The following is a 19,009-nucleotide window of genomic DNA, read 5'->3' as shown; positions in this document are numbered from 1 at the left end:
CTCCGTTCTTTCCCAGATTTCCTTAGGCTTTGACGACGCCCTTATCCGAGAGTTCCTGCAACATGGATATGGTGTCGGCGAGGATCTCTTGCAGCGGTGCATTGTACTCTTTTGCGAGCTCGCTGGCGATTTCCTCGACCGTCGTTGCGCCATCACAGCGCTTCAAAATCTCGATAGCGATGGGGTCGGGTTCGAACACGCGTTCGGGAGCAAGCACGTGCCATCGACCGCGCCCGGCATCGTGGCGCAGCTTGATGTGCGGTGGCAGTCCCGGCTTGGACTCCGGGACAACCATCACGCGCTTGCGCGGTGCTTCTGCGTTCATACCTAAGCCTCGATTAACTTTCCGGGCGGAAGGCTCCCGGAGGAATGTGTCCGTCGACGTAAGCGTGGTAAAGCGCGTCGAGCTGTACCCAGAGAACATTGCATTTGAAACGCACGGCGTCGATGCAGGCTTGCTGCTCGTCGCGCGTGCGGGCGTTCTTCAGGATGTAGTTCAATGCAAAATCGGCGTCGCGCGGGGCCTGCGTCAGGCGGCGCTTGAAATAGGTCATCACCGTGTCGTCGATGAAGCTGTAATTCTCGAGCATGCCGGAGATGCGTTCTTTGTGAATCTTCGGCGCGAAAAGCTCAGTCAGCGAGGAAGCGACGGCGATCGTCAGCGGCTGCTCGCGCACGAACGTGACGTAGGCTTCGACGGCGAAGACGGTCGCGGGAAGCGCGCCGCGGCGCGAGATGACGTACTCGCGATCGAGGCCGAGTCCGTCGGTCAGCACGAGCCAGCGTTCGATGCCGCCTTCTTCATCGGGGAGAAGACCATCATGATCGAGAATGCGATGCGTCCATTCGCGGCGCAGCTCGCGGTCGTAAACCCGGCTCACCAGCGCGGCGTCCTTGCGCGGAACGGCGGACTGGTAGCAAAAGCGGTTGAGCGCCCAGGCCTGCACCTGTCCCTTGTTCAGCTTGCCGCCGTGAAGCATGTGATGGAAGGGATGGAGATCATGATAGCGCTCCGGTCCGACGGCGCGAATGGCCGCTTCAAATTCGGCAACCGACATCGGCGACTCGTCGCCGCGAAGCTCTGATGCTCTCTTTCCAACGCTGACCGGATTCATAAGCGGACCTCCATTCCATCGAAACCAACTTCCCACCCGGCCGTTTCGACAGCTTTTCGAGCTTCCGAATTTTCATCCAGGATCGGGTTTGAGTTGTTGATGTGAACGTAAATTTTTCGCTGAACTTTGAGATGGCTCAAAGCTGCGATAGAGCCTTCGTGACCGGACACGGAAATATGGCCCATGCGCTTGCCGGTCTTGTTCAACAATCCTTGAACGATCATTTCGTCGTCGACGTAGAGCGTGCCGTCGAAGAAGACGAGTTCGGCATCGCGGATGCGATCAGCCAAAGGCGCATCAACTTCGGCGCATCCTGGAATGTAGAAGAATGCCTTGCCGGTTTTTCGATCCGTCACCTTGAGGCCGATGGTGTCGCCGTCGCGGCTGCCGTAGTTTGCGTCCGCGCCGCCTTTTTCCAGGAAGAGCGCGATCTTGCCGGAGACCGGAAAGGCTTCGACCGTCAGGCCGAGATCGAGGCCGGCGCCGTGAAGCTCGGTCGGTTCGTCGAACGGCAATTCGATGCGCGGGACGATCTCAGGATTGCAGACATTAAAGACGGAATTCGCCTTCAGCGTCGCGAGCACGAGGTCTGAGCCGTAGATCGAAAACGGCTGGCCTTCGCGAAGGCCGATCAATCCAACAATGTGATCGACGTCGGCGTTGGTGACGACGACGGCCTTGATCGGCGAATTGCGTTTCGCGCCTGCTGCGTCGGGGTGCAGCTCGGGCGTTTCATTGATCTGTTGGCGAATGTCGGGGGAGGCATTGAGCAACGCCCAGCTCTTACCGTCGCTCGAGACGGCAAGGGACGATTGCAGCCGCGCCTTATATCCGGCCGCGCCGGACCGAACCTTGGCCGACTGCGCGCCATTGCAATTCCATTGCGGGAATCCACCCCCAGCGGCGGACCCTAGCACTTTGATGATCATGGATACCGGTGCAGTTGCGCTCGCCGTCTCGCCGAAGCGGCTGCGCATCGAAGTTTGCAAGGATAAGATTACGGCGGCCGATGAGCCCCACCGACCGCCGCGCCGTTATCTCACCAGTGTTGTGAGACCGAAGAAACCGATCCTCAGATGAGGTCGATTTCGGCCGGAAGGTAGCTCGTCACTTCGAGACCAACTTCCTGCTCGCGCACAGCGGGCTTCGTCCAGATTTTCATAGTGGTTCCTCCAAAGCGGTAACTGCTTCCAGTCCTGCAAGCCCCGCCGAGGGCCCACCCGATTGGTGCAGGCACGTTTCTTGTGCGTGCCCAATCTGCGGATCGATCGACCAAAGTCAAGATCGCTCCGGGTTGCTTAGCAAAGATCACCCTGCGCTAGAACTTTTCAAATCAATGTCTATCACGTCTGCGTGTGAGTGCTGTCGCAACGCAATGTCGTCGGGTGTTCCACCGCCTCGGATTTTTGTCGTCGCAAGTCGGATCGCGGCGACCACTTGCAAGCTATCGCGTATGCCGACCTCGTATGCCGGTGGCACGAGGGCAACTTGATTTCCAGGTCAGCCGGCAAATCCCGGGCCACTTAGAAGCCATATACATCGCTAGAAATATGACTGGTATGTTAGAATATTATTCTTATATTCGGGGTTGAATGCCGCATAGGTGTAGAAAAATCTTCCAATGAGACGTAGAATACGCTTAAACGGATGCGCGGAAGCTTCCCGGTGACTGTGAGCTTCGGGCTTCTCGCGATTCCATTGCAATGGACTGTTTTTTTTATATCCAGCCTGTAAGCCACGGAAAGTCTTGCTGGCCATGGTTATTTTCCGGTTGCTCGAATGTGCGCTGCAGCGCCGTCCGGCATCCGCCAAGTCTGACGAGGAGAACCTGCGGTGACTGCCATTCCACTGCTTCCGCACAACGCACCGTTTGCGCCGGAAGACATCGATACGCTGAATAAAGTTGTTGCCAAGACAACTCCTCAGCAGCGCGCGTGGCTGTCCGGGTTTTTTGCGGGTTTTGAAGCAGCGCAGGGCAGCGGGACGGGGCAGCCTGGCATTCCGGCCGCGAAGCCGCGGCAGCCGCTGACGATCCTTTACGCCAGCGAGAGCGGCAATACCGAGGCTCTTGCCGCTAAGGCGAAGAAAGCAGCGCAGAAACATGGCCTCGACGGCAAGGTCTTCGACATGGCGGACGCCGACCTGTCGTCGCTACCGAAGGCGAAAAATCTCGTCGTTTATGCGGCAACCTGGGGCGAGGGCGATCCTCCGAGCCGGGCCGTCGACTTTTATCAGGCACTGATGAGTGATGCCGCGCCTCGGATCGACGGCGTCCGCTTCGCGGTGCTGGCGCTCGGCGATAGCGCCTATACGCAGTTCTGCGCCACCGGCAAGGCGATCGATGCGCGGCTCGAGGAATTGGGCGGGGTTCGCGTCGCGGACCGGGCCGACCTCGATTTAGATTATGCCAAGCAGGCCGTCGAGTGGACCGAAAAATCCCTCACGAAGCTGGCTCCGCCTGATGCCCCGGCGGGCGGCACTGTCGTGCATGTCGATTTCGGCGGTGCGGTGGCGCCGGCCGGCGACGACGACGAACCGCGCTACACAGCTGAAAATCCGTTGGAAGCCGAGATCGCGGGCCTAGTCAATCTGAACGGCACTGGGTCGTCGCGCGAAACGTGGCATGCGGAGTTCGCCTTCGAAGATCCGGCCTTCAGCTATCAGCCGGGCGATGCGATTGGGCTCGTTCCTGAGAACGATCCCGTTCTTGTCGATGAGGTTCTGAAGGCGGTTGGGTTGTCGTCGGATGCGGCGCTGCTGCTCAAGCTGCAGAAGTCCTACGACGTGACGACACTGTCGCGCGGGGCGGTCGAGAATTACGCCAAGCTCACCGGGCGCAGCGACGTCAAGGCGCTGCTCGAGGGCGAGGCGTATCCGAAGTTCTCAGCCGACCGGCAGCTCGTCGACCTTTTCGAGACATATCCGGAAAAGCTGACGGCGGACCAACTTGTCGGTCTGCTTCGTCCATTGCCCGGGCGGTTGTATTCGGTTGCCTCGAGCCTCAAGGCGCATCCGGGCGAAGCTCACCTTCTTGTCGGCGCGGTGCGTTGGCAATCGCACGGCAAGGTGCGCAAAGGCGTGTCGTCGACTTTTCTCGGCGAGCGTCGCAAGGCCGGATCGACGGCCAGGATCTACGTCAAGCCAAACCGGCACTATCGTCTGCCGCCAGACGGGCATACGCCGATCATCATGATCGGTGCGGGAACGGGCGTCGCCCCTTATCGCGGGTTCATCGAGGAACGGGTCGCGACAGGCGCCAAGGGCAAGAGCTGGCTGTTCTTCGGCGAACGCAACTTCACGAACGATTTTCTCTATCAGCTCGAGTGGCAGGACTATCTCTCCTCCGGCGACCTGACGCGGATCGATGTCGCGTTCTCGCGCGACCAGCCGGAGAAGATCTACGTTCAGCATCGTTTGTGGGAACGCCGGGCCGAGGTCGCCGGCTGGCTAGCGGACGGCGCGCATCTCTATGTCTGTGGCGACGAGAAGGGCATGGCGAAGGACGTCGATCAGACGCTCGTCAAAATCCTTGCCGAAGCCGCAAAGGGCGATGAAGACGCCGGCCGCGCCAGGCTCAAGGAGCTGACCAAGGCCGGGCGTTATCAGCGCGACGTTTATTGAGATCGAAATCACACTGCAGCAGAGGACTGTGCGCGGCAAATTTCGCTCCGCGGAGATCACAATGACAGACGGCAAGCCATCGAAAACGGAAGATATCAAGGAAGCCAGCCACTTTCTTCGCGGCACGATCAGTGAAGGACTGGTTCACGTTGAATCGGGCGCGATCGCGGATGACGATACGCAGCTCATCAAATTCCACGGCTCCTACATGCAGGACGACCGTGACGTTCGCGGCGAGCGTGGAAAAAAGAAGCTCGACAAAGCCTACAGTTTCATGGTGCGCTTGCGCATCGCGGGCGGACTGGTGACGGCCTCGCAGTGGCGCCAGCTCGACGACATCGCGGTGACTTACGGGAATAACTCACTGCGCATCACGACGCGCGCGACGTTCCAGTTTCACGGCATCATCAAGTCGAATCTCAAGCGCGCGATGCAGGCGATCTATGCGTCCGGACTTGACTCGATCGCGGCTTGCGGAGACGTGACGCGCGGCGTCATGTCGATCGCCAATCCGTATCTCTCGAAGGTGCATCGCGAGGCATATGAACTCGCTAAGCGCACGAGTCTCCATTTCCTGCCGAAGACGGAAGCGTACAGCGATATCTGGCTCAACGGCGAGCGCATTCCCGGCAAGGAGACGACGAAGCCGGAGAAGGAAACGATTTACGGTCAGACGTATCTGCCGCGCAAATTCAAATTCGTGTTCGCCGTGCCGCCGGACAACGACGTCGATGTCTTCGCGCACGATTGCGGTTTCATCGCCATCGTCGAGAACGGCGAGATCGTCGGCTGGAACGTGACGGCTGGCGGCGGCATGGGTATGACGCATGGCGTGCCGGAGACGTTTCCTCGTCTCGGAGACGTGCTCGGCTATTGCAGCCATGATAGAGCGATCGAGGTCGGGGAAGTGATCCTCAAGATCCAGCGCGATTGGGGCAATCGCTCGAACCGTGCGCGCGCCCGCCTCAAGTACACGATCGAGGATCACGGGCTCGAGAAGTTCAAGGCCGAGATCAACAAGCGGCTCGGCTACGATCTTGCGCCCGCGCGGCCCTATACGTTCACGCGCAACGGCGATCATATCGGCTGGGTCCAGGGTGAAGACAAGAAGTGGCACCTGACGCTTTACGTCGAAAGCGGACGGATCAAGGACGTGCCAGGGCATCGGCTGAGAAGCGCGATGCGGGCGATCGCTGATCTCGACGTCTGCGATTTCGTGATGACGGCCAACCAGAACCTCATCCTCGCGAACATCGGCGCGCGCAACAAGGCCAAGGTCGAGAAGGTTTTGGCCGAGCATGGAGTGGCGCCGAAGTCCCTATCCGGCGCGCGGCGAAACAGCATCGCGTGCGTGGCGTTGCCGACGTGCGCCCTGGCGCTTGCCGAAAGCGAGCGCTACCTGCCGCACTTCCTGACGAAATTCGAAAGCCTTCTCGACAAGGCGGGTCTTACAGACGAAGAAATCGTCGTGCGCATGACCGGCTGCCCGAACGGCTGCGGGCGTCCGTATCTCGGCGAGATCGGGTTCGTCGGCCGGTCGCCCGGTCTCTATAATCTCTATCTCGGCGCGGCGTTCGACGGAGCGCGGATGAACAAGCTCTATGCGCAAGATGTCGACGAAGGAAAAGCGCTGGCGCTGCTCGAGCCCATCTTGCAGCACTTCGCGAAAGACCGCGAGAAGGGCGAGCATTTCGGAGATTTCACGATCCGTGCCGGTTACGTGAAACCGACGCTCGTCAGCAACCAGTTCCATGACGACGTGAAGCTCGCGTGAGCCTGCACATCATTCGCGGAGGCGCGATCGTCCGGGCCTCCGCCGTTTCGCTACGATCGCTGATGCGGGCCGCACCAGCCTGGAAGGTATGAGGCGGTGCTGCTCTTGGCGAAGGCGAGCGCCTGCTCGAGCGCGGTTTCGGGATCATTCTTCGCGGTTTTCGTCTCGACACGGCGGCGTAGCGCGTCGGCCCAGAGGAATTCGCTGAAGGGGGTTGCGTCCTTGGCGTAGCCGCCTGCGAAACGCAATTCGCCCGCGAGGCTGCGATAGGGATCGTCTTCGAGGTCGGCGACAGTCTTGGGCAGTTCCGTGCGCGGCTGGCGAACACCGTCGGCGTCGAAGGGATGCATCCAGCCGCGATTGTCGAGAAAGCGCCAGAACTCATCCTTGTCGAGTGTGCGCAGGTCGGCCAGCGTCGACGTCAGCACCTCGTCGACGCCTTCGTCGTGCAGGGCGCGCGACAGATGATGATGGTCGACGACGTAAAGCCTGTCCTTCGGGCCGCGCACGACGGGGATCATGTGACGGCCAAGAAAGCCTGCTGATTTCTTGATGTCGAGGCCGCGCCACGCTTTGCGCTTCTCCTCGACCTCGCGCATGCCGACGGTCATTTGCGTCGGGCGAAGGTCGGAGATCGAAACCGTGTGCAGGGTCGGCGAGGGGGCAGTTGCGTGAGGCTCAGCCATGATGACCATCCTTACTACCGACTAGGTTCGGCGGTTGCGTTCGGCGCGGAGCTTGGCCCAATAGTCGAGACGTTTCTTGATTTCACGTTCAAAGCCGCGCTCGGGCGGATCGTAATATTTCGGACGTCTTTTAAATTCGTCGGGAAAATAGTTCTGGCCTGAGAAGGCTTCCGGTTGATCGTGATCGTAAAGATATTCGGAGCCGTAGCCTTCCTCCTCCATGAGTTTCGTCGGCGCGTTGAGGATCGTTTTTGGCGGCGAGAGCGATCCGTGTTCCTTGGCGGCGCGCATCGCAGCTTTGAAGGCCACGTAGTTGGCGTTCGATTTCGGCGCGGTCGCCATGTAGATGACGGCCTCGGCGAGCGCCAGTTCGCCTTCCGGCGAGCCGAGAAAATCGAAGGCTTCCTTGGCTGCGTTGGCGACGATGAGCGCCTGCGGATCGGCAAGGCCAATGTCCTCGACCGCCATGCGAACGACGCGGCGGGCGATGAACAGGCGATCCTCGCCGCCGTCGAGCATGCGGCAGAAATAATAAAGCGCGGCGTCGGGATCGGAGCCGCGAACGGCTTTATGCAGCGCTGAGATGAGATTGTAATGGCCTTCGCGCGACTTGTCGTAGAGTGGCGCACGCCGCTGCACGAGCTTGATGAGCGCATCGCGGGTGAGCGTTTTGCCCTTCGGCGCAACGGCCGCAAAAACATCTTCAGCGAGATTGAGAATGGCGCGGCCATCGCCGTCGGCCATGCCTTTCAAGGCTTCGCGCGCGTCGGCATCGAGGGGCAGAGGGCGTCCGACGTCAGCCTCGGCCCGCTGCATAAGCGTTTCGAGCGTCGCGTCGTCGAGACGATTGAGGACGAGCACGCTGGCACGCGACAGAAGCGCGGCGTTGAGCTCGAATGATGGGTTCTCGGTCGTTGCGCCGACGAGCGTGATCGTGCCGTCTTCCATGTGAGGCAGGAAGGAATCCTGCTGCGAGCGATTAAAGCGGTGGATCTCGTCGATGAAGAGCAGCGTGCCCTTGCCCTGCTCGCGCATGATCTTGGCGCGTTCGAAGGCTTTGCGCAGATCGGCGACGCCGGAGAAGATGGCCGAGAGCTGCTCGAAGTTGAGGTTTGTTTCATTCGCGAGCAGCCGCGCGATCGTCGTCTTGCCGGAACCCGGTGGCCCCCAGAAGATGAGGCTCGGCACACGGCCGCTTTTCAGCATGCGGGTCAGCGTTCCTTCGGGGCCGACGATGTGGTCCTGGCCCGCGACCTCATCGAGAGTTTTCGGGCGCAGGCGATCGGCAAGCGGACGCGGCGCGCTTTTTTCCAGTCCCGCGGCTTCAAAGAGATTGGTCATGACGCGCATATATAGAGGGCCGTGCGCGCCGTTCCAAACGCGAAGCGTCGCCCGCCCTCTGCCGTCCCCATCTCGACGGATGACGGGGCGCGATGGTGGAAGGCGCGGGCGCTACGTCCGGACGGCGACATTCACGGTCATGGCGGGGCCGGAGCTGGCGCCTGCGGCATCCGTCACAGCGACGTCGAAATGGGCTTTGGATCCCTCGGAACCGTCGTGGGAGAAATAGACTTGGCCGCCTGCAAGGTCGGCCTGGGAGAAGGTCGCGACAGGCGCCTTCGGGGTTGCGGCCAGCGAAACGAAGCCGCCGCTGGCGTTCGAGACCGAGAATGTCAGGTCCTCGGGCTTGTCGTCCGGGTCGACGGCGTTCAAATCGGCGAGTGTGATGCGGACCGAGCGGCCCTTGTCGACGGTCAGGTCGAGGTCGCCCGCGATCGCCGGCGGGATATTGCGGACATGGGCGGAAAGCTCGGCGCCTTTCTCCATGGCGAGGCGGCCGTACCTGATCTTGCCCGCCGCGGTGCCGGTGCTTTTCAGCGAAAAGAGCTGCTGCACGCGGACGTCGCCCTGCAGTGTTCCGTAGACTTCTGCGGTGTCGGCCTTGACGTTGCCGAAGACCTTGCCGCCTTCCTGAACCACGAGTTCCGATGCCGTGACGCCACCTTCCACGTAGCCCCAGACTTCAACGCGGCGACCTTGCTTGACTTCGCCTTTCAGAACAGCGCCTTCGCCGAGGATCAAAACACCTCGCATATCAGCCATCGCCGGAACTCCCCCTGACACGCATTACAAGCGTCCAGGGTCGGCCACGATTTTGTCTCGACCGTGACGGTGGCCGTGCGTTAACCCTATGCACGCTCCAGCGGTATTCTCGGCGTGTATCGAGCCGCAAAAAAAGGCGTTGATCGCGGCTCCGGTCGAGGATGCCACGCTTGACCTCGGGGCGAATTCCGGGCTCTGCCATATCCATGAGCGTCGAGACAATCACAGTCGCGGATGGCGAGGCCGATATGCGCCTCGATCGCTGGTTCCGCGTGCATTTTCCTGAGGTCGGGTACACGTATCTTCAGAAGCTGCTGCGCTCGGGGCAGGTGCGCGTCAATTCCAAGCGGGCGCAGGCCAACGACCGGCTGAGCGCGGGGGCGGAAATCCGCGTTCCGGCGATCGTGCGCGAGCCGAAGAAGCCAGGCCCGACAGGCAGGCCGGCGCTCGGCGTTTCGAAGGGCGACCGCGACGCCATCGAGAAAATGATCCTTTTCGAGGACGAGCATGTGCTCGTCCTGAACAAGCCGTTCGGTCTCGCGGTGCAGGGCGGGACCGGCACCAAGAAGCACATCGACGGTATGCTCGAAGGCATGGCGGACCGTTTCGGTGGCGAACGTCCGCGTCTCGTGCATCGCCTCGACCGGGACACGACGGGCGTGCTGCTTGTCGCCAAGACGCGGGAGGCTGCCGCAAAGCTCGGCCGCACATTCCAGACGCGCTCGGCGGCCAAGACCTATTGGGCGCTCGTCAAAGGCGTTCCGAAGCCGCCGCAGGGCAAGGTCGAGGCGGCGCTGGTTAAAGCGTCAGGCCCCGACGGCGACCGTGTGCGCAAGGCACGGCCCGGCGAGCAGGAGCTGGCCATGCACGCGACGACGCATTATTCGGTCGTCGACCGCGCCGCGCACAAGGCGTCGTGGGTTTCGCTGAAGCCGGTCACCGGGCGTCAGCATCAGCTTCGTGCGCATATGCATCTCATCGGGCATCCGATCGTCGGCGATAACAAGTACGAAGGCGACGTTCACATGCCGGCTGAGAACATCGAGAAGAAGCTGCATTTGCACGCCCGTCGCCTCGTTATTCCGCATCCGAAGGGCGGCAAGACCATCGATGTCTCGGCGCCGCTGCCAGCACATATGCTGGCAACGTGGGACTTGCTCGGCTTCGACATCAACATGTTCGAAGGATGACGCCCGGTCTGCCGGGCTCTCGCAACGCGCGGAGGTGAGACATGGCTGACGCGATCGCTTCCATCATCCGCTTCGTGTTGGCGAATTTTTCACTGACGTTTCTCGTCGTCGGGTTTGTCTTTGCATTGGCTGCCATCGCGCGTGCGCCGAAACCGGTGTCGGCCGCTAACGTGGTCGAAAAGCTGCTGGCTTGGTACGTCTTCTGGTCAATCGGCGTCGGCTATTTCTATAATTTTGTGATGCACGCCTTCTTTGGAGACATGGTGGCCTCCTTCATTGGCTGGGCGGATAGCCCGTTCCAGTTTGAAGTGGCGACCGCCAGCCTCGGCTTTTCCGCCGTCGGTTTTATCGCGGCATTCCGAAGTTTCGATCTTCGTCTGGCGGCGGTCGTCGGACCGGCCTTGTTCATGCTCGGTGCGGCGGCGGGTCATGCCTATCAAATGATCACGCAGCATAACTTCGCGCCGGGCAATGCGGGCGTGGTGTTCTATATGGATATCGCCATTCCGCTGATCGGATTGACGCTGCTTTGGCTGCAATACCGGATCGGCCGGCCCTGAACGCAAAGCCAGCCGGGGAACGACCCTCGGCGCGGCGTGGCGTCGCCCGTCGCGATCCTGCGCGTCGCGGAATTTGCGGCGTAATTGGAGCGTGCTAGAACGCAGTCATGAAACTCATCGTTTTTGATTGCGACGGCACGATCGTCGACAGCCAGGCCGGGATCGTCCTGTCGATGGAGCATGCCTTCAAATCGCTGCGCATGATCCCGCCGACGCGCGAGCAGACGCTTGCCGTCGTCGGCCTGTCGCTGCTCGAAGCGTGCTCGGCGCTGGCCCCTGAGGCGGAATACGGGACGTGCGTTGAACTGACAGAAGCCTACAAGGCGGCGTTCCGCGAACTCGACCGCAATCCGTCGGATGCCGACATCCTCTTTCCGCTGGCCAAGGAAACGATCGCGCATTTGGCAGCGCGCGACGATCATCTGCTTGCGATTGCGACCGGCAAGTCACGGCGCGGCGTCGAGCGGATGTGCGAGCGGGAAGGCTGGCAATCGAGTTTCGTGACCATTCAGACGTCGGACGATCATCCGTCGAAGCCGCATCCGTCTATGCTGTTGAGAGCGATGCTCGACGCCGGGGTCGAGCCTGCCGATACGGTGATGGTCGGCGATACGACGTATGACGTCGATATGGCGCGCGCTGCGGGCGTTTCGGCAATCGGCGTCGCCTGGGGCTATCACAGCGTTGCGGAGCTGACGAACGCCGGTGCGCACCGGATTGTCGAGAGCTTTGTCGATCTTCCCGATGCGATCGACATCGCGCTCGGCAGCAAGAGCTGCGCGGCATGAGCGGCACGGAGTCAAACGGTAACGGCGACGATAGCCATCGCGCGGATCTGGAGCGAGCGTCCGGAGGTCCGCGCGGCGCCATCAGCGACAGCCTCGCAAAACCTCTCGCACGCCGTTTTTATAAGGACGCGAGCGCGGGTGATGCGTCGCCGTTCCAGATTTTTCTCGATGGACGGGCCGTCAAGACGCCGAAGAAGCGTGCGCTCGCTGTTCCGACAAAAGCCTTGGCCGATGCCATCGCGCGAGAATGGCAGGCGCAGCAGGAGTTGGTCGATCCGTCGCGAATGCCGCTGACGCGCTTCGCCAACACCGCCATCGACGCCGTCAGCGAAACATTGGATGCGGTTGCGGCCGATATCGTCGCCTACGCGGGCAGCGATCTCATCTGCTATCGCGCCGAGGCGCCCGACGAGCTTGTTGCGCTTCAATCCCGTGACTGGAATCCGGTCGTCGCCTGGGCGGACAGCACACTCCACGCCACATTCAGGGTCGTGCCCGGTGTCGTCCACGTCCAGCAGCCTGACGCCGCGCTGGAGGCCGTCGCAAATGCGCTGACGCCGCACGATGCGTTCCGTCTGACGGGGCTGCATGTTCTGACGACGCTGACCGGTTCTGCGCTGCTGGCCCTGGCACTCGCACGCGGAGGTTTATCGGCCGATGCGGCGTGGGGAGCGGCGCATGTCGATGAGAATTATCAGATCTCGGTCTGGGGCGAGGACACGGAAGCCGCCGCCCGGCGCCATGGCCGTCGCGCTGAATTCGATGCCGCCTGCCAGTGGCTGGAGCTTCTGCAAGCCTAGAGCCTTTTTGCTTTTCGTTGAAACGCGGATCGGCTCTCGGTCTTTATTTTGTCGTGCGTCTTATCGGAAAACCGGCTTCCACTTTTTCGGAAGCACTCTAAGGGACGCGCCTGCGTACTTTAGCAAGGCGGTTCGCCAGAACCTTGTCGATGCGGCGGCCGTCGAGATCCACAACCTCGAACCGCCAACCGCTGATGTCGACATGTTCTCCCGTCTTCGGGATGTGCTGGAGAACGGCGAGGACGAATCCGGCGACGGTTTCGTAAGAGCGGTTGGGAGGAAGAGGGATTCCGATCTTATCGGCCATTTCATCGACGGGCATCGCGCCAGAGAGAAGCCATGATCCATCGTCGCGTTCGACGGCGTAGGGATCGAGGCCTTCGGTATCGGATTTGAATGTGCCGGCGATGGCTTCGAGGATGTCGCCGGGCGTCACCAGACCTTCAAAGTCTCCGTACTCGTCGTGGATGAGGGCCATCGGAACTTCGGCGTCGCGCAAGACGGCCAGAACGCCCAATGCGTCGCTGGTTTCGGGAATGACGGGTGCTTTGCGGATGTAAGCGCCGATTTCGAAGGGCTTGCCCGCGAGAAGACCCGAAAGCAGGGCGCGCGTCTGAATAACGCCGATCAGCTTGTCAGCAGAGCCTTCGCCAACCGGCAAGCGAGAGTGCGGTGTCGAAATCAAGCGCGCCTTGATGACGTCGTCGGACGCTGTGATATCGATCCAATCGACGTCCGTGCGCGGCGTCATCAGGCCGCCAACGGCGCGGTCCGCCAAGCGCATGACGCCCGAGATCAAATCGCCTTCGCCGCTTTCGAGAACGCCGGCGGTTTCGGCCTCGGCGATGACAGTCTTGATTTCTTCATCGGTAACCCGGCTTTCCCTTTGCGGCGAAAGCCCAAAGATGCGGAATACGAAACGCGTCGACGCATCGAGCAGCCCAACGATAGGGCTCGCAAACCTGGCAAAGCCGGTCATGATCGGCGCGACGACGCAGGCGATGCCTTCGGCGTTGCGAAGCGCCAAGGTTTTCGGAACCAGTTCTCCGACAATGACCGAGAGATAGGTGATGATCGCGATGACGGCGCCAAATCCTAGCGGATGCGCCAGCGATGGGCTCAGGCCGAGGCTCAACAGGTATTCCGACGCGTACTCGCCGAACGTCTCACCGGAATAGGCGCCATTAATGATGCCGATGAGAGTGATGCCGATTTGGACGGCCGACAGGAACCGGCCTGGATCGTCGGATAGCGCGAGAGCGCTTTGGGCGCCCGCGCGGCCTGAAGCTTCCAGCGCCTTCAGGCGTGGGCGGCGGGCTGAAACGATAGCCAATTCAGAAAGCGCAAAAAGACCGTTAAGGCCAATCAGTACCAGGACAATCAGTAGCTCGATCACGAGATTTCGGCTGGCGGAATCGCGTCCGAGCCACTCCTATTGTTCAGTGATCGCCAAACATAGGTCGCGGGTGCAGCCGGATCAAGGGCCTTGGCCTCGGATGCGCTCATCTGAGCGTATCCCGGCTGTACAACGGTCAATTGCCCTTCATTCTCAACGGTTGCTCTCCGTAAGCAATTCATCGAAAATTATGCCAAATGATTCGCAGGAGCGTAGGCTGATCCAATGCTGCACAGGCCGCGCATTCCCGAACTTGCGCAACGCGACCGCTTCATTCGCCGGGCGGTCAGCGAAGGGCGTGTGCTGACGTTCGCCGATGAGGAAACCGCGTCCGTACCGTCGCAGAAGGTCAAGGGTCGGACAGTGCAGCTTTTCTGGTCGAGCCCGATCGAAGCGACACGCTGGGCCGAGGCACTGGCGGGCAACAACGAGTTGCAGGACATTGGTCTCGTGACCTTCGCCGTCGAAATCCTGCCCGGCATCGCCAAGGGCAAAGGGTTCGCCGGGACCGATTGGGTTTCCGATCCGATCGAAGCCGAGGTTGATCCGGTGGATCTGCTGATCCGCCTGAAGACGGAAGCCGTTCCGTACTACGCCTCGGCGGCGAGCGGGCGGGGCGAGGTTTTTCTCGTTGGCGACGAAACCGGCCCCATCCTGACGCCAGCCGGGCCGTGGGCGCCATCGGGCGACTTGCTGCATGTGTTCGCGGCGCGTGCCGAAGCGGAACGGCATCTGAAGCAGGCGGGCGGCAAGCGCGTCATTGCCGTTTCGATCGTTGATTTTGTGGGCCAGACCTTGCCTTGGGCCGCATCGCGCGCCCATGCCGCCGCCATCGAGCCGATCGCGGGGGCGGGGTTTCTCGAGGTTAAGATCGGCGAGTTCGGGCGCCAACTTGCCGCGGCGCAAACGTCAGCGTAAACGCCACATCGGACCGCTTTCCGTTATTAATGATCGCTTCAGATGCGGCAGGCTGGCCGCGATTTCTCCAACATTTGCGCTCTCCCGAGGCCGTGCTAGAGAGCCAGCGCATTCATCACGGCAAGGCAGGGTGGCAATTTCATGAAAGACATCATCGGGGAGCTTGAGACGCGGCGCGCCAATGCTCGTCTGGGAGGCGGCCAGGCCCGCATCGACTCGCAGCACAAGAAGGGCAAGCTGACGGCGCGCGAGCGCATCGAACTGATGATGGATGAGGGCTCGTTCGAGGAGTTCGACATGTTCGTCGAGCACCGCTGCACCGAGTTCGGCATGGAAAAGACGAAGGTTCCTGGCGACGGCGTCGTGACCGGCTGGGGCACGATCAACGGCCGAACGGTTTATGTCTTCGCCAAGGACTTCACGGTGATGGGCGGGTCGCTGAGCGAAACGCACGCCCGGAAGATCACCAAGATCCAGGACATGGCGCTCAAGAACCGCACGCCGATCATCGGCCTGTTCGACGCGGGCGGAGCGCGTATTCAGGAAGGCGTCGACGCACTCGGCGGCTATGGCGAGGTCTTCCAGCGCAACGTACTTGCCTCCGGCGTCATCCCTCAGATCTCGCTCATCATGGGGCCGTGCGCGGGCGGCGACGTCTACTCGCCGGCGATGACCGATTTCATCTTCATGGTCAAAGACACGAGCTACATGTTCGTGACCGGTCCGGACGTCGTGAAGACGGTGACGAACGAAACCGTGACGGCGGAAGAGCTTGGCGGCGCCAAGGTTCACACGACGAAATCGTCGATCGCCGACCACGCCTACGAGAACGACGTCGAGGCGCTCCTGCAGATGCGCCGGCTGATGGACTTCCTGCCGTCGAGCAACAAGACGGGCGTTCCCGAAATCCCGACGGAAGACACGCCGGAGCGCATCGACTATTCGCTAGACACGCTCATTCCGGACAATCCGAACAAGCCCTACGACATCAAGGAGCTGATCCTCAAAGTCGTCGACGAGGCCGACTTCTTCGAAATTCAGGAAGCGTTCGCCAGGAACATCGTGACCGGCTTTGGGCGCATGGAAGGCCGCACCGTCGGCATCGTCGCGAACCAGCCGATGATGCTCGCGGGCGTGCTCGACAGCGATGCATCGCGCAAGGCGGCGCGCTTCGTGCGCTTCTGCGATTGCTTCGATATTCCGATCGTCACCTTCGTTGATGTGCCGGGGTTCCTGCCGGGTACGGCGCAGGAATACGGCGGGCTCATCAAGCACGGCGCGAAGCTGCTGTTCGCTTACGCCGAGGCGACGGTTCCTAAAGTCACCGTGATCACGCGCAAGGCTTACGGCGGCGCCTATGACGTGATGAGTTCGAAGCACATTCGCGGCGATGTGAACTACGCCTGGCCGACGGCCGAGATCGCGGTCATGGGTGCGAAGGGGGCGGCGGAGATTCTCTATCGCTCCGAGCTTGGAGACGCGAAAAAGATCGAGGCGCGGATCGAAGAATACAAGAACCGCTTCGCCAATCCCTTCGTCGCCGCCGAGCGCGGTTACATCGACGAAGTGATCAAGCCGTCAACGACGCGCAAACGGCTCTGCCGGGCATTGAACATGCTGCGCAACAAGACGCTCGAAAATCCCTGGAAGAAACACGACAACATTCCGCTTTGATGATTGCCGCGTCCGACGGTGCTTCGCATAGCCGGCCGGAAGCGGCGAGTCCGCTTGGGGCGGTAAGAGTTTATCAACCATGCGCGTTTGTCATGTGCGCGCTGCAACCGTCTTAAACTGCGCGTAACTTTTGGGGGCGTAGCTTCTCCCTGGAAGAATCTGGGGAATAGCCCGTGGTTGAGACCGACGTTGCGATCGTGGGGGCGGGCCTGGCGGGCTCTCTTGCTGCGACGATGCTAGGGCGTCGCGGCGTTTCGGTGGCGCTGATCGACCCGTTCGAGCACGCGCGTCCCGATTTCCGCTGCGAGAAGATCGAAGACCGGCACGCCGACTCGCTCGCTAAAGCTGGCGTGCTCGATGAAATTTTACCGGCCGCGCGCCGGTATGAGAATGTCTGGGTCGCGCGCCTTGGACGTCTCGCCGAGATCAAGCCGATCGTCGAATACGGCATCGCCTACGGCGACTTCGTCAACGGCATCCGTCGCTTGATCCCGTCCGAAGTCGTCTTCGTGCACAACAAGGTCGCTTCGCTCTCGCTGACGCCGGAACGCCAGACACTGACGCTTCTCAGCGGCGACCAGATTTCGGCGCGTCTCATCATCGGGGCGACCGGTCTTGGTGCGGGATTTCTCGACCGCATCGATATGCACCGGCGTGAAATTTCAAAATGTCATTCGCTGTCGATCGGTTTCGATGCGGACTCGGAAAATCTGCCGTTCGATTCCCTTACGTATTTCGGCGAAGATCCGTCGCATCGCGTCGCGTACATCACTCTGTTTCCGCTGGCGTCGGGTCTCAGGGTCAATATCTTCACCTATCATGATCTCGATGATCCGTGGGTCAGGCGGCTTCGCATCAGTCCGATGGAAGCGATTGCGGAGGCGTTGCCGCGTCTCGAACGTTTGACCGGCCGCTTGCGCGTGCGCGGGGCGGTCAAGATCCGGCCGGTCGATTTGATCGCCACCGAGAATGCGGCGCAACCGGGTATCGCGCTCGTCGGCGACGCGTTTTCGACGGCTTGCCCGGTGAGCGGCACGGGCGCGAGCAAGGCCCTGCTCGATACCGAGCGTCTCTGCAACGTTCATGTCCCGAATTGGCTATCGACGCCAGGAATGGATGCCGACAAGATAGCCGCGTTCTATCGCGATCCGCTGAAAACAGCGTGTGACGCCCATTCGCTCAAGACGTCGCTGTTCGCGAAGCGCAGCACTCTCGGGCAGACGGCGCTGTGGAGTGCGTTCCGCTGGGGCTGCTATGCGGGTTCTCTGGGGCGAAACCTCGTCGAGCACCGTCGCTTTCCGCGCATGCCCGCGAATTCCGCGCTCCAAAGCGAAATGCCGGCCAATCACTGACGCGCACTCGAGGCCGCTATTTCGAGCCCGCGTCTTTCGCCGCCAATGCGCCGATGGCCGACCAGTCGAGATTTTCCCCGCCGTTGGCGAGCAGCGTCAGATAGCGATCGCGCAGAAGGCTCGCGAGGGGAAGCGGCACGCGAAGATCGTCGCCGGCAGCAAGCGTCAGACGAACGTCTTTCAGGCCGAGAGGCGCGGCAAATCCAGGGGGCGAGAATTTTTCATCCGCGATCAGCGTGCCGTATGTCTTATAGACCGGCGCGCCGAACAGCGTCGATGTCAGCAGTTCGAGATACTGATGCTTGTCGATGCCAGCCTTGCCAACGAGGGCCATCGCTTCGCCGAGCGACTCGATGACAGAGGCGATCAGGAAGTTGCCGCTGAGCTTGATAATGTTTGCAGCGGAGGCGTCTTCCGAAACCGTGAATGTTCGCTGCCCTATGGCATCGAAAACCGGCATCACGGTTTTGACTGCTTCGGGTGAGCCCGCGGCAACGACGAACAGCTTGGCTGCTGCTGCCGCTTCGGGCCGCCCGAAAACAGGTGCCGCGACGTAGCGTTGGCCTCGGCCTGCGTGGTGTGCGGCCAAGCGCGTCGAGAGCGCGACGCTGATCGTGCTCGATGAGATATGGACGGCGCTCTTCGGCAGGCTCGCGAGCACGCCGCCCTCGCCGTAGACGGCGCTTTCGACGGCGTCGTCGTTGGCAAGCATCGTGATGACGGCGTCGCCACGGCAGGCGTCGGCAAGGCGGTCCGCGACCTTGGCGCCCCGAGATGCAAATGCTTCCGCCTTCGAGCGCGTTCGATTGTACACTGTCAGCTCGTGTCCGGCCTTGAGGATATTGTCAGCGATCCCGGTGCCCATTTGCCCCAAGCCGATAAGTCCGATCTGCATTTCGCAAGCCCTTTGATTTTGCGCGTGATCCAAACCTTCAATGGTCAGCTCGGCAAGTATGAATTTCAGCATACCGCAGTTGCGCAGGGCGTTGAAATGGCGATCAATAGCGGCTTTCGGGACCGGCGCGGAGCGGA

18 protein-coding genes are annotated in these 19,009 nt (G+C 61.3%); 9 read left to right on the top strand and 9 right to left on the bottom strand.

The genetic code is table 11. From position 1 onward, the window contains the following. Positions 1-22 precede the first annotated feature (22 nt). From pqqD to pqqA, 4 genes are all read right to left on the bottom strand, one after another. Positions 23-325 carry a pyrroloquinoline quinone biosynthesis peptide chaperone PqqD gene (gene pqqD / locus WC026_RS01290; RefSeq protein WP_372708992.1) on the bottom strand — a complete coding sequence of 101 codons (303 nt, stop codon included), beginning with the start codon at positions 323-325 and terminating at the stop codon, positions 23-25. A gap of 13 nt (positions 326-338) precedes the next feature. Further along, a complete protein-coding gene (gene pqqC, locus WC026_RS01285) occupies positions 339-1,115 on the bottom strand; it encodes a pyrroloquinoline-quinone synthase PqqC (RefSeq protein ID WP_372708991.1) in 777 nt (258 codons plus the stop codon). Then, entirely contained in the window at positions 1,112-2,044 is a 933-nt protein-coding gene (pqqB, locus tag WC026_RS01280) for a pyrroloquinoline quinone biosynthesis protein PqqB (RefSeq protein ID WP_372709082.1), read from the bottom strand. Before pqqB ends, pqqC begins: the two co-directional genes overlap by 4 nt. 143 nt (positions 2,045-2,187) lie before the next feature. Beyond that, a complete protein-coding gene (gene pqqA / locus WC026_RS01275; RefSeq protein WP_041921595.1) occupies positions 2,188-2,277 on the bottom strand; it encodes a pyrroloquinoline quinone precursor peptide PqqA in 90 nt (29 codons plus the stop codon). 671 nt (positions 2,278-2,948) lie between these two features. Here pqqA and WC026_RS01270 point away from each other — a divergent pair. Both WC026_RS01270 and WC026_RS01265 read left to right on the top strand, forming a co-directional pair. Then, complete coding sequence (locus WC026_RS01270; protein WP_372708990.1) at positions 2,949-4,736, top strand: sulfite reductase flavoprotein subunit alpha; 1,788 nt, start codon at positions 2,949-2,951, stop codon at positions 4,734-4,736. 61 nt (positions 4,737-4,797) lie between these two features. After that, complete coding sequence (locus WC026_RS01265) at positions 4,798-6,510, top strand: NADPH-dependent assimilatory sulfite reductase hemoprotein subunit (protein WP_372708989.1); 1,713 nt, start codon at positions 4,798-4,800, stop codon at positions 6,508-6,510. A gap of 50 nt (positions 6,511-6,560) precedes the next feature. On the opposite strand, the gene WC026_RS01260 is transcribed toward WC026_RS01265, so the two are convergent. From WC026_RS01260 to WC026_RS01250, 3 genes are all read right to left on the bottom strand, one after another. Beyond that, entirely contained in the window at positions 6,561-7,196 is a 636-nt protein-coding gene (locus WC026_RS01260; RefSeq protein ID WP_372708988.1) for a ParB-like protein, read from the bottom strand. Positions 7,197-7,217: 21 nt separating this feature from the next. Continuing rightward, a complete protein-coding gene (locus WC026_RS01255) occupies positions 7,218-8,537 on the bottom strand; it encodes a replication-associated recombination protein A (RefSeq protein WP_372708987.1) in 1,320 nt (439 codons plus the stop codon). 111 nt (positions 8,538-8,648) lie between these two features. Beyond that, positions 8,649-9,299: a polymer-forming cytoskeletal protein gene (locus WC026_RS01250; protein ID WP_372708986.1), complete on the bottom strand. Its 651-nt coding sequence runs from the start codon at positions 9,297-9,299 to the stop codon at positions 8,649-8,651. Between the two features lie 206 nt (positions 9,300-9,505). On the opposite strand from WC026_RS01250, the gene WC026_RS01245 reads away from it, so the two are divergent. From WC026_RS01245 to WC026_RS01230, 4 genes are all read left to right on the top strand, one after another. After that, positions 9,506-10,489 (top strand): RluA family pseudouridine synthase, encoded by a 984-nt coding sequence (locus WC026_RS01245; RefSeq protein ID WP_372708985.1) that lies wholly within the window; start codon positions 9,506-9,508, stop codon positions 10,487-10,489. A 41-nt stretch (positions 10,490-10,530) separates the two neighbouring features. Continuing rightward, positions 10,531-11,049, top strand: a complete 519-nt coding sequence (locus WC026_RS01240) for a DUF6790 family protein (RefSeq protein ID WP_372708984.1) — start codon at positions 10,531-10,533, stop codon at positions 11,047-11,049. A 107-nt stretch (positions 11,050-11,156) separates the two neighbouring features. Then, positions 11,157-11,837, top strand: coding sequence for an HAD-IA family hydrolase (locus WC026_RS01235; RefSeq protein ID WP_372708983.1), 681 nt, complete (start codon positions 11,157-11,159; stop codon positions 11,835-11,837). Further along, complete coding sequence (locus WC026_RS01230; RefSeq protein WP_372708982.1) at positions 11,834-12,637, top strand: ATP12 family chaperone protein; 804 nt, start codon at positions 11,834-11,836, stop codon at positions 12,635-12,637. Before WC026_RS01235 ends, WC026_RS01230 begins: the two co-directional genes overlap by 4 nt. A 97-nt stretch (positions 12,638-12,734) precedes the next feature. Here the strand turns inward: WC026_RS01230 and WC026_RS01225 are convergent, their stop codons facing one another. Continuing rightward, complete coding sequence (locus WC026_RS01225; RefSeq protein WP_372708981.1) at positions 12,735-14,033, bottom strand: hemolysin family protein; 1,299 nt, start codon at positions 14,031-14,033, stop codon at positions 12,735-12,737. A gap of 225 nt (positions 14,034-14,258) precedes the next feature. On the opposite strand from WC026_RS01225, the gene WC026_RS01220 reads away from it, so the two are divergent. From WC026_RS01220 to WC026_RS01210, 3 genes are all read left to right on the top strand, one after another. Beyond that, entirely contained in the window at positions 14,259-14,951 is a 693-nt protein-coding gene (locus WC026_RS01220) for a DUF2750 domain-containing protein (RefSeq protein ID WP_372708980.1), read from the top strand. Positions 14,952-15,092: 141 nt separating this feature from the next. Beyond that, entirely contained in the window at positions 15,093-16,625 is a 1,533-nt protein-coding gene (locus tag WC026_RS01215; protein ID WP_372708978.1) for an acyl-CoA carboxylase subunit beta, read from the top strand. 173 nt (positions 16,626-16,798) lie between these two features. Continuing rightward, positions 16,799-17,977 (top strand): FAD-dependent oxidoreductase, encoded by a 1,179-nt coding sequence (locus WC026_RS01210; RefSeq protein ID WP_372708977.1) that lies wholly within the window; start codon positions 16,799-16,801, stop codon positions 17,975-17,977. Between the two features lie 16 nt (positions 17,978-17,993). Here the strand turns inward: WC026_RS01210 and WC026_RS01205 are convergent, their stop codons facing one another. Continuing rightward, positions 17,994-18,872 (bottom strand): NAD(P)-dependent oxidoreductase, encoded by an 879-nt coding sequence (locus WC026_RS01205; RefSeq protein WP_372708976.1) that lies wholly within the window; start codon positions 18,870-18,872, stop codon positions 17,994-17,996. Positions 18,873-19,009 lie beyond the last annotated feature (137 nt).

The sequence above is a fragment of the Hyphomicrobium sp. genome, from assembly GCF_041674905.1.
Classification (GTDB): Bacteria; Pseudomonadota; Alphaproteobacteria; order Rhizobiales; family Hyphomicrobiaceae; genus Hyphomicrobium_B.
Note: the sequence above shows the minus strand (reverse complement) of the source record. Positions and strands in the feature narration are given on the sequence as shown.

Coding starts and splice junctions, on each gene's coding strand:
- pqqB (WP_372709082.1), bottom strand. CDS start 2,044: ATGATCATCAAAGTGCTAGGGTCCGCCGCTGGGGGTGGATTCCCGCAA.
- WC026_RS01250 (WP_372708986.1), bottom strand. CDS start 9,299: ATGGCTGATATGCGAGGTGTTTTGATCCTCGGCGAAGGCGCTGTTCTG.
- pqqD (WP_372708992.1), bottom strand. CDS start 325: ATGAACGCAGAAGCACCGCGCAAGCGCGTGATGGTTGTCCCGGAGTCC.
- WC026_RS01240 (WP_372708984.1), top strand. CDS start 10,531: ATGGCTGACGCGATCGCTTCCATCATCCGCTTCGTGTTGGCGAATTTT.
- WC026_RS01265 (WP_372708989.1), top strand. CDS start 4,798: ATGACAGACGGCAAGCCATCGAAAACGGAAGATATCAAGGAAGCCAGC.
- WC026_RS01205 (WP_372708976.1), bottom strand. CDS start 18,872: ATGCAGATCGGACTTATCGGCTTGGGGCAAATGGGCACCGGGATCGCT.
- WC026_RS01230 (WP_372708982.1), top strand. CDS start 11,834: ATGAGCGGCACGGAGTCAAACGGTAACGGCGACGATAGCCATCGCGCG.
- pqqA (WP_041921595.1), bottom strand. CDS start 2,277: ATGAAAATCTGGACGAAGCCCGCTGTGCGCGAGCAGGAAGTTGGTCTC.
- WC026_RS01260 (WP_372708988.1), bottom strand. CDS start 7,196: ATGGCTGAGCCTCACGCAACTGCCCCCTCGCCGACCCTGCACACGGTT.
- WC026_RS01215 (WP_372708978.1), top strand. CDS start 15,093: ATGAAAGACATCATCGGGGAGCTTGAGACGCGGCGCGCCAATGCTCGT.
- pqqC (WP_372708991.1), bottom strand. CDS start 1,115: ATGAATCCGGTCAGCGTTGGAAAGAGAGCATCAGAGCTTCGCGGCGAC.
- WC026_RS01235 (WP_372708983.1), top strand. CDS start 11,157: ATGAAACTCATCGTTTTTGATTGCGACGGCACGATCGTCGACAGCCAG.
- WC026_RS01255 (WP_372708987.1), bottom strand. CDS start 8,537: ATGACCAATCTCTTTGAAGCCGCGGGACTGGAAAAAAGCGCGCCGCGT.
- WC026_RS01220 (WP_372708980.1), top strand. CDS start 14,259: ATGCTGCACAGGCCGCGCATTCCCGAACTTGCGCAACGCGACCGCTTC.
- WC026_RS01245 (WP_372708985.1), top strand. CDS start 9,506: ATGAGCGTCGAGACAATCACAGTCGCGGATGGCGAGGCCGATATGCGC.